The organism is Bacteroides sp. Ga6A2, from assembly GCF_000702225.1.
Lineage (GTDB): Bacteria > Bacteroidota > Bacteroidia > Bacteroidales > Bacteroidaceae > Ga6A1.
Genome location: NZ_JNKX01000035.1, coordinates 14,993 through 29,855, shown reverse-complemented (window position 1 = coordinate 29,855; position 14,863 = coordinate 14,993). Strand labels below are relative to the sequence as shown.

Annotated in this window: 12 protein-coding genes; 5 read left to right on the top strand and 7 right to left on the bottom strand. The window is 46.5% G+C overall.

What is annotated here, in order from left to right; all coding sequences use genetic code 11:
* Positions 1-146: 146 nt before the first annotated feature.
* The 7 genes from T538_RS17750 to T538_RS0109820 all read right to left on the bottom strand — a co-directional run bounded on the left by T538_RS17750 (position 147) and on the right by T538_RS0109820 (position 6,534).
* Entirely contained in the window at positions 147-668 is a 522-nt protein-coding gene (locus T538_RS17750) for a hypothetical protein (RefSeq protein ID WP_155993106.1), read from the bottom strand.
* A 63-nt stretch (positions 669-731) separates the two neighbouring features.
* The gene (locus T538_RS0109845) at positions 732-1,703 is read right to left on the bottom strand and encodes an aldo/keto reductase (protein ID WP_031533601.1); all 972 of its coding nucleotides are present in this window, start codon (positions 1,701-1,703) and stop codon (positions 732-734) included.
* Positions 1,704-1,793: 90 nt separating this feature from the next.
* On the bottom strand, positions 1,794-3,134 hold the full coding sequence (gene argH, locus T538_RS0109840) for an argininosuccinate lyase (RefSeq protein WP_031533602.1): 1,341 nt from the start codon (positions 3,132-3,134) through the stop codon (positions 1,794-1,796).
* Between the two features lie 12 nt (positions 3,135-3,146).
* Complete coding sequence (locus T538_RS0109835; RefSeq protein ID WP_031533603.1) at positions 3,147-3,629, bottom strand: hypothetical protein; 483 nt, start codon at positions 3,627-3,629, stop codon at positions 3,147-3,149.
* Between the two features lie 9 nt (positions 3,630-3,638).
* Positions 3,639-4,271 (bottom strand): orotate phosphoribosyltransferase, encoded by a 633-nt coding sequence (pyrE, locus tag T538_RS0109830; protein ID WP_031533604.1) that lies wholly within the window; start codon positions 4,269-4,271, stop codon positions 3,639-3,641.
* Between the two features lie 115 nt (positions 4,272-4,386).
* Positions 4,387-4,908, bottom strand: a complete 522-nt coding sequence (locus T538_RS0109825; protein WP_155993104.1) for a hypothetical protein — start codon at positions 4,906-4,908, stop codon at positions 4,387-4,389.
* Positions 4,909-5,028: 120 nt separating this feature from the next.
* The gene (locus T538_RS0109820; RefSeq protein ID WP_031533606.1) at positions 5,029-6,534 is read right to left on the bottom strand and encodes a leucine-rich repeat domain-containing protein; all 1,506 of its coding nucleotides are present in this window, start codon (positions 6,532-6,534) and stop codon (positions 5,029-5,031) included.
* 187 nt (positions 6,535-6,721) lie between these two features.
* On the opposite strand from T538_RS0109820, the gene lysS reads away from it, so the two are divergent.
* The 5 genes from lysS to T538_RS0109795 all read left to right on the top strand — a co-directional run bounded on the left by lysS (position 6,722) and on the right by T538_RS0109795 (position 14,330).
* Entirely contained in the window at positions 6,722-8,452 is a 1,731-nt protein-coding gene (gene lysS / locus T538_RS0109815) for a lysine--tRNA ligase (protein ID WP_031533607.1), read from the top strand.
* A gap of 10 nt (positions 8,453-8,462) precedes the next feature.
* Entirely contained in the window at positions 8,463-9,461 is a 999-nt protein-coding gene (locus T538_RS0109810; protein ID WP_031533608.1) for an NAD(P)H-dependent glycerol-3-phosphate dehydrogenase, read from the top strand.
* A 198-nt stretch (positions 9,462-9,659) separates the two neighbouring features.
* Positions 9,660-11,006, top strand: a complete 1,347-nt coding sequence (locus T538_RS0109805) for a glucose-6-phosphate isomerase (RefSeq protein WP_031533609.1) — start codon at positions 9,660-9,662, stop codon at positions 11,004-11,006.
* A 3-nt stretch (positions 11,007-11,009) separates the two neighbouring features.
* The gene (locus T538_RS0109800) at positions 11,010-11,750 is read left to right on the top strand and encodes an HAD-IA family hydrolase (protein ID WP_031533610.1); all 741 of its coding nucleotides are present in this window, start codon (positions 11,010-11,012) and stop codon (positions 11,748-11,750) included.
* A 267-nt stretch (positions 11,751-12,017) separates the two neighbouring features.
* Complete coding sequence (locus tag T538_RS0109795) at positions 12,018-14,330, top strand: sialate O-acetylesterase (RefSeq protein WP_051656008.1); 2,313 nt, start codon at positions 12,018-12,020, stop codon at positions 14,328-14,330.
* Positions 14,331-14,863: the final 533 nt, after the last annotated feature.

Sequence of the window (14,863 nt, the reverse complement as noted above, 5' to 3'; positions counted from 1 at the left end):
TTACCGCTTATAAATCGGAAGAAAAATAGCAAAAAATCAGCATTTTTTGCTATTAAAAACATTTTCATTTTTTAAGGTTATCACTTCAAAGGCGTTTTTATTTACATTCTGATATTATTGCCGGCACATAAAAAAACGGCTCGGAATCAGTTATAAACCTGAACCGAACCGTCTACCGACTGAGTAACTCTGTATTTCCACAACGGCCTGCCTTTGCCTTCGACAACTATACCTCCGTTGTTTAAGTCGTACTGATTGCCGCAGCGCGTACATTTGGCAATGCCCTTGTCATCGAACTGGACCCGCGCACTTTCCAAATTGCACTCAGGACAAGCCAAATCGTAGCACACCAACCCAAGGTTATCGTTGTTGAGCGTCGGCGTGCCGAGAATCAATCCGCCAAGCCCCAGATACGTCGACAGCAGTTTTGCCTCGGTGAGCGTCTGCGTGTGGGTCGAGCCATCCATCTTCGTTATCAGAAGTTTCGAGCTGCCATTCTTGCGTATGCTGATGAACTGCCCCATGCTCTGCGCCACATTATACGGCGAGAACGACACGTTGCAGCCGAAATTCACCTTGTAGCTTGAGCCTGAATTATAAACGTCGCCGCACGCCGTTGTCCAGAGGCATAGCATCAACGCCAAAATTGTTTTATATGTTTGTTTCATATCACACTTTTAACATCATCGGACTTGCGCATTTCGCTTGTAATGCGCAAGTCCGATTCATAATCAGAACGAAAGAACAGGGTCTTTTAGTATGTCCTCAATCTGCGAAAGTTCCTCGGCCGAGAAATCGAGGTTATCGATACATTTTATATTATTATTCAGTTGTTCAACCGAACTTGCGCCGATAATCACTGATGTCATTCGCTCATCTTTCAGAATCCACGCCAAAGCCATCTGCGCCAACGACTGTCCACGTTTCTTCGCAATCTCATTCAGTTTTATTGATGCCGCAACGCGTTCTTCCGACACCTGCCCTTTCTGCAAGAAGCCTGTCTCTCTCGCAGCGCGCGAATGTTCCGGAATGCCGTTCAGATAGCGGTCGGTAAGCAATCCCTGCGCCAGAGGAGAGAAGGCCACCACACCCGAACCATTGTCGGCAGCGCACTTCAGCGTTCCGTCCTCGACCTTACGGTCGTACATGCTGTATCGGTACTGACTTACAAGACACGGAACTTTTGCCTCGCGCAGAATATCGTAGCATTTCTGCTGCAAATCGAGCGGATATTTTGATATGCCCACATAGAGAGCCTTGCCTTGGCGTACAATGTCGATAAGAGCCTGCATCGTCTCCTCAACCGGCGTTACGCCGTCATATCGGTGGCTATAGAAGATGTCGAAATATTCAAGTCCCGTACGTTTCAGACTCTGATTGATGCTCGCCATCAGATTCTTGCGCGAAGAGCCGTCGCCATACACGCCCTGCCACATCTCGTGTCCAGCCTTTGATGTAATGAGCATCTCGTCGCGATGCGAAGCCAGTTCGTTTCTTAGAATTCTGCCGAAATTTGTCTCTGCCGAACCGGGCGCAGGACCGTAGTTGTTAGCCAAATCGAAATGGCATATTCCTTGGTCGAAAGCCGACACAACAATATCGGTGGCAATCTTGAAGTCGTCTACATCGCCGAAGTTATGCCACAAGCCGAGCGACACAACAGGCATCTGCACGCCGCTCCTTCCACAAAATCTGAATTTCATAAAGTTATAGTATTATAGATTACGAAAAAAGGATTGAAGAAAAGAACGGCACGCCATCTTCTTCAACCCTCTGAAATATTTTTCTGTTTTTTATCTGCCAAGCAAGGCATTCTCGGCATCAACCATCGTCTTGAAATTGAAGCCACTCACAACCTCGCTCATCAGAGCCTGAATCTGCTCGTTGCACAAGTTTCCGATGCTGCCCTCGTGAGTGTGGTGGATATCCTTGTTAGGTTTGAAGTTTCCAGCCTCAATATCAAGTCCCACCTTCTTGTAGGCATCGCGGAAAGGCATTCCGCTTGCAGCCAGTCTGTTCACCTCCTCAACGCTGAACATATTGTCGTAACGCGAATCGTCGAGAATATTCTCGTTCACCTTCATCTTGTTGATGATGTATGAAGTCATCTTCAGACAATCCTTCAACTCCTTAAAGGCAGGAAGGAACACCTCCTTTATTATCTGCAAGTCACGGAAATATCCGCTTGGCAAGTTATTCATTATGAGCATAATCTGCTGCGGAAGCGACTGAATTTTGTTACACTTGGCGCGAGTAAGTTCAAACACATCAGGATTCTTCTTGTGAGGCATGATGCTCGAACCCGTAGTACACTCATCAGGAAGTTTCACGAAGGCGAAATTCTGACTGTTGAACATGCAGGCATCGAAGGCAAGTTTTGCAATCGTTCCGGCAATCGAAGCCATGGCATACGCAACGTTGCGCTCCGTCTTGCCGCGTCCCATCTGTGCATAGACCACGTTATAGTCCATCGAGTCGAAGCCCAGAAGCTTAGTGGTAAGCGTGCGGTTCAGCGGAAAAGAAGAGCCATATCCGGCAGCCGAACCGAGAGGGTTGCGGTTGGTAATCTTGAACGCTGCCTGAAGGAACATCATATCGTCTACCAAGCCCTCGGCATACGCTCCGAACCACAGTCCGAAACTCGACGGCATGGCAACCTGCAAGTGAGTGTAGCCCGGCATCAGCACGTTCTTGTACTTATTGCTCTGGGCAATCAGCTCGTTGAACAGTACCTCTACCTCTTCGGCAATCTCCTTAATCTCGGCACGAGTAAAAAGCTTCAGGTCGACAAGCACTTGGTCGTTGCGCGAGCGTCCGCTGTGAATCTTCTTGCCCATGTCGCCAAGTTTGCGCGTAAGCATCAGTTCAACCTGCGAGTGTACGTCCTCAACACCGTCCTCAATCACGAACTCGCCCTTTTCGGCAAGCCGATAGATATTCTTCAACTCGGAAAGAAGTTTCGGAAGTTCGTCGGAGCCAAGCAGTCCGATGCTCTCGAGCATCGTTATGTGAGCCATAGAACCGAGCACATCGTACTTTGCAAGATACAAGTCCATCTCACGGTCTCTACCAACGGTAAACTTCTCGATTTCCTCGTTCACCTGAACGTTCTTTTCCCAAAGTTTTGTAGCCATAGTCTTGTTTTATTAGAATTCAGTATAAGGCATGCGCGAAAGCATATTTGCAATGCCCTCTGCACCTTTCTCGAGCTTTCCGCCAAGCATTCCGCGCATGATAAGGTTAAGGTCGGCACCAATAGTGACCTTCATCTTGCACGAATTAGCGTCGATTGGCAAAAGTTGAATCCACAGATTTGCATTTATCGGAACATTCTCCAATGCGTACTTTATGCACTTTTCCTCGCGCTCAACAACGCGAAGAGTGAGGTTGCCCACTGGCGGAACTGAAACGCTTACCGAATCGGTGTCTGAAGTAAGACTCTTGAGTACAGGAATCATCTTCTCAACCTGATCGCCGTCTGCCTGTTCCTTCAGTTTTGCAACCAATTCCGGATTGTCAAGTTTCTGCTTTACATTTTGCAGATTGCTCAGATCCGATAACTTAGAGAAAACCATCTCTCGTGTATAAGGGATGGTTTTTACAGAACTTTCGTATTTATGTAATGACATATTTCTTATTTATACATTCCAGTGTGCAGGATCTTTTCTCCATTCGTTAAGAACCTGAACATCTGCCTCTGTAATATATTCAGTTTTCAGAGCCACATCAACAACAGCCTCGTAGTTAGTAAGTGTGATGAGCTTAACCTTGGCATCCTTGAATGCCTGAACAGCAACGTCGAAGCCGTAAGTATAAGATGCAACCATGCCAAGCACCTCGCATCCGCTGTTACGGATAGCCTCGACAGCCTTCAGACTGCTACCGCCGGTTGAGATAAGGTCTTCGAGCACAACAACCTTCATTCCCGGACGAAGTTCGCCTTCGATAAGGTTCTCAAGACCGTGATCTTTTGGTTTAGAGCGAACGTAAACAAATGGCTTGTTAAGCAAATCGGCAACAAGTGCGCCCTGCGGAATTGCACCAGTAGCAACACCTGCAACAGCATCCACGCCCGGAAACTCCTCCATGATGATTCGTGCAGACTCAGTCTTTACGAAGCTGCGCAACTCAGGATAAGACAGAGTCTTGCGGTTGTCGCAATAGAATGGTGATTTCCAGCCTGATGCCCAAGTAAAAGGACTGTTTGGCTGCAACTTGATAGCCTTAATCTTAAGAAGCTTCTCTGCAAAAATTTTCTCTAAAGTCTTCATATTATAAAAAAGTGTTTTATTTTTCGCTGCGAAGATACTACATTTATTTCAAAAAAGAAACCGTTGCCCAATAAAAAACTGAACAACGGCCAATATTTACACAATTGAAAATTTGTTACTTGAGAAACTTGATAGCATAACATACCAAATCTCCAGATGCTGTTATACTTATTGTATAATCGTGGTTTGGATTCAGATTCTCGTATTTTACAGCAGCCGAGCCGCTCTTGTCGACAACCTGTTCAACAGAACCCCAGAATGCTCCGCTGAAGTGAGCCTTCACATAAAGGTTTCGGGCATAGTCAGAGCCCTTGTTTGCGCAATATACAATCACGCCCTTACATCCGGTAACGGCAAGTGTCATCTCCTTGTGAGAGCCTTCCTGCTTGACAATTACGCCTTCCATTCGCTGCGGCTGAATAACCTTATCGCTTGTAGGATCGATGGTCTGGAGACAAGTCTTATATGCAAAGATGCTCTCGCCCTTTCCATTATGCACCCACTTTTCTTCAAATGCCTTAGCTACGGATTCGTGATCGAAGTAAAGAACCTGATTCGCCTTTACCTTCTTAATTGTCTGTGCAGTGGCTGCGACCGAAATGACGGCCAGCATAGCCAGTAGTAATAATTTCTTCATAATACTTTGGTTTTATGCAATTTGCTCCTCAAAACGGAGTATAAACAAGATTTCGGGTATCACACCACAAATATATATATAATTGCTATCAAACCAAAGAAAAAGGAAATTATTTTACGTTTAATTATTATTTTTTAACAATTCCGTGACATTAAGTTTCTCGCAGCCCTGAATGGCATCAATCATTTCTGCCTTGTGAAGTTTTGAGAAACCATCAGGAAAACAGATATGTTCCATATTTATGCAATCGCCAAACGCCGCATTACCAAGTTTTTGCAGATTCTCCGGAAGTTGGACATCTGTCAAAGCCACACACTGCGAGAATGTACGGATTCCAATCTCCGTAACCGTAGGCGGAAAATCAATGGCATTGATTGACGAGCAGAGGCTGAAAGCATCGTCCTCGAGTCGCTGAAGATTCAGCGGAAGGGTAATCTTGCGCAAAGCCTTGCATTTCTTGAACGTGGCAACCTTCAGGGTTGTAAGATTCTCAGGCAAACGGAGTTCAACGGCATTCTCGCATCCGCAGAAAGCACCTGCTCCGATACGCGCCACATTGTCGGGTACATCAATCTTATGCAATGATGAGCAGCCTTCGAAAGCGTGGTCAGAAATGAAAGTGAGTCGGCTTGAAAACTTCACATTCACAAGTCGCTGATTATCGCGGAACGCATTTTTGCCGATGCCTGCGACAACAACGCCCAAACCCTCGAGAATAACGCTCGAAGGAATTTCAATTTCGCTATCGCGACCGTCAAACTTCACGATTTCGACCTTCTTGCGGTCTTGCAGATATCTGAAAGTCCACAATCCGCTTTTAACATATCTTCCGTCGGTAATCTGCTTAAACTGCTGTCCGAAAGGCGATGCAATTATGCTGCAAAAGCTTTTCTCGGGAACACGGAGAATACATTTCTGAAGTTTAGTACTGTCTTCGCATACCGGCAGAGTGTCGCCGTCGAAATAGACAGATTCGAGACACTTGCAATCGTCAAAAACGCCTACGCCAATATTCTGAATTCCAGAGCCTAGTCTGATAGTCTTCAAATCTACGCAGCCCGAAAATGCGCTGTCGCCAATCTCCGTTACAGTATCAGGAATGACAATCTCCAGCAATCCCTGAATCATACTGAAGGCACTTTCGCCAATGCTCACAACCTCGTAGTTCATGATTACAGGCTCAATCTTTGCAACGGTAGTATCGTCTGTTCCAAGATGCTTCAAGAATTCATTTCTCGTCTCATCTTCTGCAAGATACTCCTCTACTACCTTACTTATATACGCAATAGCTTCGAGTCCGCCTTCCGCATTCTTTGAGTACAGAACACGGTTGCAGATAATCTCATCGCCAATCATGTAGCTGTCAAGTTCCTTCGTCTGCAACGGTCCGAAAGGATTCTGCGCCACCGGCGCCTCGCAAGTACATATTGTATCGGTGCTCACAAACGATGTGCGCTGCTGACGGACAGGTTCTTCGCTGCCCCCGCTTTCGTCGTTCTTTGGACAGAAAAACGACAAGAGTGAAGCCACGAAGCCTTCTTGTTCAAGATAATAATCTTTACAGCTATATAGATAGGCTATGCCCAAAACGGCAAACGCAAAGCCCAATATCAACCAAACTACCATTTAACTAAATTAGAATTAGATATCTTAATAATCAGTTGCAAATTTAAGTATTATATATAAAACCACCAAATTTGAGTATTTTTTTTAACATTTTATTACATTTTTCGTAAAACAGAAATAGCGTATAAAAAAGATTTTGTACTTTTGCCATCAAATTTGTGATTTAAAAAGTCATTAAAAATCAAATATGAACATATTAGAACTGAGTGAACAGGAGATTAACCGCCGCAATTGCCTTAACGAATTGCGCGCTATGGGAATAGACCCATATCCTGCTGCAGAGTATCCGACAAACGCGTACACTACTGAGATTAAAGAGGCGTTCAAGGACGATGATGAACCAAGAGAAGTTTGTATTGCTGGCCGTATGATGAGCCGACGAGTTATGGGTAAGGCATCTTTTGCCGAACTGCAAGACTCTAAAGGCAGAATTCAGGTTTATATCACACGCGACGATGTGAACACTCCTGAACTTGAAATGTACACAGTGTTCAAGAAGCTTCTTGACCTTGGCGACTTTATTGGCGTAAAGGGTACTGTTTTCCGCACACAGACAGGCGAAATCAGCGTTCACGCCAAAGAATTGACAGTTCTTGCAAAGAGCCTTAAGCCGCTCCCAATCGTAAAGGAGAAGGACGGACAGGTTTATGATTCATTTGACGACCCTGAGCTCCGTTATCGCCAGCGTTACGTTGACCTTATCGTAAACAACGGCGTAAAGGACACATTCTTGAAGAGAGCAACAATCCTGCGCACTATGCGTCAGGTATTCGACGAGGCTGGCTTCACCGAAGTGGAGACTCCTATATTGCAGCAGATTGCCGGCGGTGCTTCTGCCCGTCCATTCATCACACACCACAACGCCCTGAACGTTGACCTCTACCTGCGTATCGCAACAGAGCTTTATCTGAAGCGTCTTATCGTAGGCGGTTTCGAAGGCGTTTACGAGATTGGCCGTAACTTCCGCAACGAGGGTATGGACCGCTCACACAATCCTGAGTTTACTTGCATGGAACTTTACGTTTCATACAAGGACTACAACTGGATGATGACATTCACAGAGAACCTTCTTGAGAAAATCTGTATCGCTGTAAACGGCACAACTGAAGTCAAGATTGGCGACAACATCGTATCGTTCAAGGCTCCATACCGCCGTCTGCCTATCCTCGATGCCATCAAGGAGAAGACAGGCTACGACCTTTCAACAATGAGCGAAGACGAGATGCGCGAGATTGCAAAGAAACTTGGTATTGAGGATACTGAAATAATGGGCAAGGGCAAGCTTATCGACGAAATCTTCGGCGAAACTTGCGAGGGCACATTCATTCAACCTACATTCATCACCGACTACCCTGTTGAGATGTCACCTCTGACAAAGATGCACCGCAGCAAACCGGGACTTACAGAACGTTTCGAACTGATGGTAAACGGTAAGGAACTTGCAAACGCATACTCTGAGCTGAACGACCCAATAGACCAGGAAGAGCGTTTTGTTGAGCAGATGAAACTTGCCGACAAGGGCGACGACGAGGCAATGGTAATAGACCACGACTTCCTTCGCGCACTCCAGTACGGAATGCCTCCAACTTCAGGTATCGGCATCGGTATCGACCGCTTGGCTATCCTTATGACTGGTCAGCCAACAATTCAGGAGGTTCTGCTCTTCCCTACAATGAAGCCAGAGAAGAAGGCTCCGAAGGATGCAGCAAGCAAATATGTTGAACTCGGCTTTAGCGAAGACATAGTTCCTGTGCTTCAGAAGGCAGGATACAACCTCGTTAAGGACCTCGCAGGCACTAAGGCTCAGGCTGTACAGCAGCAGATTGGCGAGATTATCAAGAAGTACAAACTTGACATCCAGAAGCCTTCTGTTGACGAATTGAACGCAATAATCGGCAAGATTGTTGTTGACGAATAAAATATAGACTGTGACAGATTGTGGAAGAATAGCAGTATTGGGAGGTGGTAGTTGGGCTACCGCCATTGCCAAGATTATGCTCGACAGTACGGATCACTTGAACTGGTATCTCCGCCGAGACGACCGAATCAGTGACTTCAAACGGCTTGGGCATAACCCTGCATATCTGCAAAGTGTACACTTTGACATAAACAAAATTTCGTTCTCTTCGGACATTAACGATATTGTAGAGAACTCCGACACGCTGATTTTCGTAACTCCGTCGCCTTATGTAAAGAGTCATCTGAAAAAACTGAAGACTCACATCAGGGACAAGTTCATAGTTACGGCAATCAAGGGAATCATTCCCGACGAGAATCTGGTTGTTTCTGAATACTTCCATCAGGTCTACGGCGTTCCGGAAGAGAATCTTGCCGTGATAGCCGGTCCTTCGCACGCCGAGGAAGTGGCTCTCGAACGACTCTGCTATCTTACTGTGGGCTGCAAGGACGAGGAGAAGGCTACATGCCTTGCCAACTTCATATCAAGCCCATACGTCAAGACATCAGTAAACCTCGACCTCTTCGGAATAGAGTTTGCAGCCGTGCTGAAGAACGTCTACGCCATCTGCGCCGGAATATGCAACGGCATGGGTATGGGCGACAACTTCCAAGCCGTGCTGATTTCCAACGCCGTTCAGGAGATGGAGCGATTCGTAAATACGGTTAGTCCGATGGAGAACCGCAAAATCATCAGCTCGGCATATCTTGGTGACCTTCTGGTTACGGGATATTCGAACTTCAGCCGAAACCGTGTGTTCGGAACGATGATTGGAAAGGGTTATTCGGTAAAGACCGCCCAGATTGAAATGGAGATGATTGCCGAGGGCTATTACGGAACGAAGTGCATGAAGGAGATTAACAAGCACTATCACGTTAACATGCCGATACTCGATGCCGTGTACAATATTCTGTACGAGCATATCTCGCCACAGATTGAAATAAAATTACTTACCGACGCCTTCAGATAATGGCGTCGGTATTTTTTATGTCCAGCCAACGGAACGAATGCCGAAGCAAGCGAATTATACTTTTATAGCAAAATGCAATCCTTTCCGACAACAATTACCAAAAAATTAACATAACACGAGTTCTTTTAAGAAGAAATATCTTAAATTTGCGCCGCATAACAAATTCATCAGAAGTATAGATATTTTAATACTGCATATATGAAAAATATTAGTTTAAACATCAGCAAGGCAACGCCTTTCGTATCAGTAGAGAAAATCAAGTCATACGAACCAAAGGTAAAGGCTGCCATGGAAGCACTCGAGAACGGCACATGTAAGGGTAACGACTTCTTGGGATGGCTTCACTTGCCATCATCAATAACTGCTCAGCACATTGCCGACCTGAAGGCTTGCGCAAACGTGCTTCGCGAAAACTGCGAGGTAGTTGTTGTTGCAGGTATCGGCGGTAGCTATCTTGGCGCACGCGCCGTTATCGAGGCACTGGGCAACAGTTTCCAGTGGCTTGTTCAGGATAAGAAGAATCCGACAATCGTCTTTGCCGGCAACAACATCGGCGAGGACTATCTTGCCGAACTGACAGAATACCTAAAGGACAAGAAATTCGGTGTAATCAACATATCAAAGAGCGGTACAACAACCGAGACAGCCATCGCTTTCCGTCTGCTTAAGAAGCAGTGCGAAGACCAGAGAGGCAAGGACGTGGCTCGTAAGGTTATCGTTGCCGTAACTGATGCCAAGAAGGGTGCAGCACGCACAACAGCCGACAAGGAGGGATACACAACATTCGTTATTCCAGACAACGTGGGCGGTCGTTTCTCTGTGCTCACTCCAGTAGGATTGCTTCCTATCGCAGTGGCTGGCTTCGACATCGAGCAACTTGTTGCAGGTGCAGCCGAGATGGAGAAGGCAACAGCAACAAACGTTCCTTTCGAGGAGAATCCATCGGCTCTATACGCTGCCGTTCGCAACGCTCTCTATGCTGATGGCAAGAAGATTGAGATTCTCGTAAACTTCCAGCCAAAACTCCACTACATGAACGAATGGTGGAAGCAGCTTTACGGCGAAAGCGAGGGCAAGGAACTGAAAGGTCTGTTCCCAGCAGCCGTTGATTTCTCAACCGACCTTCACTCTATGGGACAGTGGATTCAGGAAGGCGAAAGAACAATCTTCGAGACAGTAATATCTATCGAAGAGCCATGCAAGAAGCTCACCGTTCCTTCAGACGAGGAGAACCTTGACGGTCTGAACTTCCTTGCAGGCAAACGCATCGACGAGGTTAACAAGATGGCAGAGCTCGGAACTCAGCTTGCACACGTTGACGGCGGCGTTCCAAACATGCGTCTTGTTGTTCCTGTGCTTAACGAGTACTATCTCGGTCAGGTAATCTACTTCTTCGAGAAGGCCTGCGGCATCAGCGGCGAGGTTCTGGGCGTAAATACCTTCAACCAGCCGGGCGTAGAGGCTTACAAAAAGAACATGTTTGCCCTCCTAAACAAGCCGGGATACGAAGCAGAAAGCAAGGCTATTCAGGAAAAACTAAAATAATATATGTTTAAGAGAGAAAAAACAGATTATATGAAAAAACACGGCTTTGAGGAGATGAACCTCAAAGCCGTACTTTTTGATATGGACGGCGTACTGTTCGACTCGATGCCGAACCATGCCCTTGCTTGGAGCGAAGGAATGAAAAAATACGGTCTGCCCATGACAAAGGAAGAGGCTTACATGCACGAAGGCAGAACGGGAGCCGGCACAATCAACATTCTGGCACAGCGCACATGGGGGCGCGATGCAACCGAGGAAGAAAAGCAGCAGATTTATGCTTGGAAGACCGAAGTATTCAACAAGTGCCCACAGGCTGGTCCGATGCCCGGAGCAGCCGAGCTGCTAAACAAAATCAAGGCCGACGGTCTGCAAATCGTTCTGGTAACAGGAAGCGGACAGAAATCTCTGCTCGACAGACTGAACACGCACTTTCCCGGCATTTTTACATCCGACAAGATGGTTACGGCTTTCGACGTAAAATACGGCAAGCCTAATCCAGAGCCATATCTGATGGGACTTCAGAAAGCCGGTGTAAAGCCAAATGAGGCTATCGTTGTAGAGAACGCTCCGCTTGGTGTTCAGGCAGGAGTGGCGGCAAACATCTTTACGGTTGCCGTAAACACAGGTCCGCTGCCCGACAGCGTTCTGCTATGCGAGGGAGCGAACCTTCTTCTGCACTCAATGCAAGAACTTTCAGACAAGTGGCCTGAATTGTTAAAATCATTTAAAAACAACGAACGATAGTGTTAAAAAACATTATTTTTGAAAAATTCCGTCAATTTTATTTGCAGTTTCCAACAGATAGTATTATCTTTGCACTGCTTTTAAAGAAGAACTAAGTGTAAATTAAAATATCATTTGGATTAATAAGGTAAAAAAGATTGGAAAAAGAGTTAAAAGAAGTTCTCAACTGTGAAGTTGAGAACTTTTTGTTTATACAAGCTTTTGCCATTACACCAATAATGACTAACTTTGCATTTGATAACAAGATAACGTTAATTATTTTTTAATATGAAAAAAGCATTCCTTTCCTTGGCTTTGCTTCTGTCAGCATTAGTTGCAAACGCCACCGTCCGCTTGCCAAAGATTTTTTCAGACAATATGGTGATACAGCGGAATGCAGAAATCAGAATATGGGGCTGGGCCGACCCTAAGGAAAACGTTTTCATCGCTCTGAACGGAAAGAAGGTGAAGACCATCGCAAGCGAAAGCGGCGAATGGGAAATATCGCTTCCGGCAATGAAGGCCGGCGGTCCGTACACGCTTTTGGTAAACGACATAAAGGTAAACAACATCCTTATTGGCGATGTTTATCTGTGTTCGGGACAGAGCAACATGGAACTGCCGATGCGACGCACAGCCGACCTTTACAAGAAGGACATGGACAGTATCGTGAACACTAACGTTAGATACGTTAAGATTCCGCTTACATTCAACTTCAGAGAGCCGCAAAAGGATTTCAAGGCGTGCGACTGGAAGGAGCTCAACCCAAAGAATGCTCCCGAGATGTCGGCACTCTGCTACTATCTGGGCATGAACATTAACATAAGCGAGAACGTTCCGGTGGGCATCGTAAACTCGAGCGTGGGAGGCTCTCCTATCGAGGCTTGGATGCACTACGACGCACTCGAGAACTATCCGGCTTACCGTAAAGAAGCCGACAAATGCTATCAGAACGGCTACATTGAAAAGACTCTAAAGGAGGAGGCCGAGAAGATGCGCACTTGGAACAATATCTTGAACGAGACAGACCACGGACTAACCGAATGGACATCGCTCTATTTCGATGACAACAAATGGGAAATGGTTGATATGTTCAGCGACTGGGGAGCACCCGACGGCAAGATTGTGAACGGCTCGCACTGGCTGCGTCAGGAAATAGACGTTCCGGAGAAATGCGCAGGCAAGGAAGCCGTGCTCAGGCTGGGCTGCATTGTCGATGCCGACAGCGTTTATGTAAACGGCGTATGCGTTGGCTCAACAGGATATCAGTATCCGCCGCGAATATACAAGGTGAGACCAGACTTGCTCCGCGCCGGCAAAAATATCATCGCGGTGCGCGTTATTAGCTATCAGGGTAAGCCAAGCTTCGTAAGAGAGAAGCCATACAAGCTCACGTTCAACAACGGCTACGAGATTACCCTCTCGCAGAACTGGCGACACAAGATAGGCTCAAGAATGCCTGCACGAATCGGTCAGACATTCTTCCAGTACAAGCCAATTGGTCTGTACTACGGAATGATTGCTCCACTCAACAAGTTCCGTTTCTGCGGAACGGTATGGTTCCAAGGCGAGAGCAACACAAGTCGCGCAAACGAATATTCAGACCTCTTGCAGAAGATGGTTGCCGACTGGCGCAAACGTCAGGGCTATTCTACCCCATTCATCATCGTTCAGCTTGCCAACTTTATGGAGACGCACGACAAGCCTTTCGACAGCGAATGGGCGGCTCTGCGCAACGCACAGCGCGAGGCAAGCACGCTTATTCCAGATGCTGCCCTTGCAACGGCTCTCGGTCTTGGCGAGTGGAACGACATTCACCCTCTGAAAAAGCGCGATGTTGCCGAGCGCGTATTCCTTCAGATTGAGCGACTTGTCTACAAAAAGGACAAGATGATTGCCGAAGGTCCTGTGGTTAAGGATGTTAAGGCTGGCAAGAACGGAGCAGTCGTTCTGTCGTTCACGCGCGAAGATGTGCAGAAAGGCTCGCTGCGAGGCTTCGAACTGGCTGGCGAAAGCGGCTTCTATTACAAGGCCGACGCCACATCAGACGGCAAGACGGTAACCATTTCGTGTCCCGACGTGAAACAGCCTAAGAGCGTGCGCTATGCGTGGGACGACAATCCTATCCTATCGCTCTACAATACCAACGGAATGCCGGCTGCATCCTTCCAGTTCGAGGTAGGCTACACAGCTCCAAAGGCAAAGGCCGACAAATCGGCTAAGCCGATAAAGGAGAAGGGAGCAAAGATGGTAGAAAACAAGGCTGAGAAGAAGGAAGAAAAGCCGAAGAACATTCCGGAAGTTGCTCCGCAGAGAAAGAAGGAGGCGAAAAAACAGTCAGCCTACAAGACTAAGGTTGCCGTGATTGAGGAACGCGCCAAGATTGAAAAGGAAAAGATGAAGGACGATTCTGAACAGTTCAAGGGCGAGATGTACTTGAAGGAGAAGGCTATAAAAGACGAGTTCAAGGCTAACAAGGAGAAGCGCGAGCAGGAAGCCAAGGAGCGCAAGGAGCTCGAGAAGCTAAAGAAACAGCAGGACAAACTTGACAAGCAGCAGAAGGAACTCGACAAAAAGAAACAGGAACTTAACAAGAAATAACGCTCCGCGCGTTTACATTCTTAAAAAAGTATTCACAATACAAGAGATTCCACAAAACGGGGGCATGATTTTCGTCATGCCTCCTTTTTATGTCCGCCAATGAGCTTTCTATACCTTACGGCTTACTTGTGGCTTTATACAATTTGTAGCGTTCTCAACTTTCAAACCTACCTTGATACGATTTTTCAACCCTCAATTTTCAACTCTATAATTGTGAATTGGCAATTGTCCATTACCATCGGCTTACTTCCCCGTAGCTACTCCGTTCCTACCCCGTAGCTACCACGTACCTTGAACGTACCTACTCCGAACCTTCCGGCTTACTTCTGGCTTACCTGCCCCTTACTATCCCCTTACTATCGGCTTGCTTCCCCGTAGCTACCCCGTACCCTCCGGCTTACTTGAAGCAACCTTGAAAGTAAGTTGCAGCTTGTAAAATGCTGCTTTTCGGCTTTCAAATCTCAATTTTTCATTGTCAATTGTCCATTGTGATTTGTAAATTGCTTAGTTTTTTCAATTCTCAAACTTCAAAT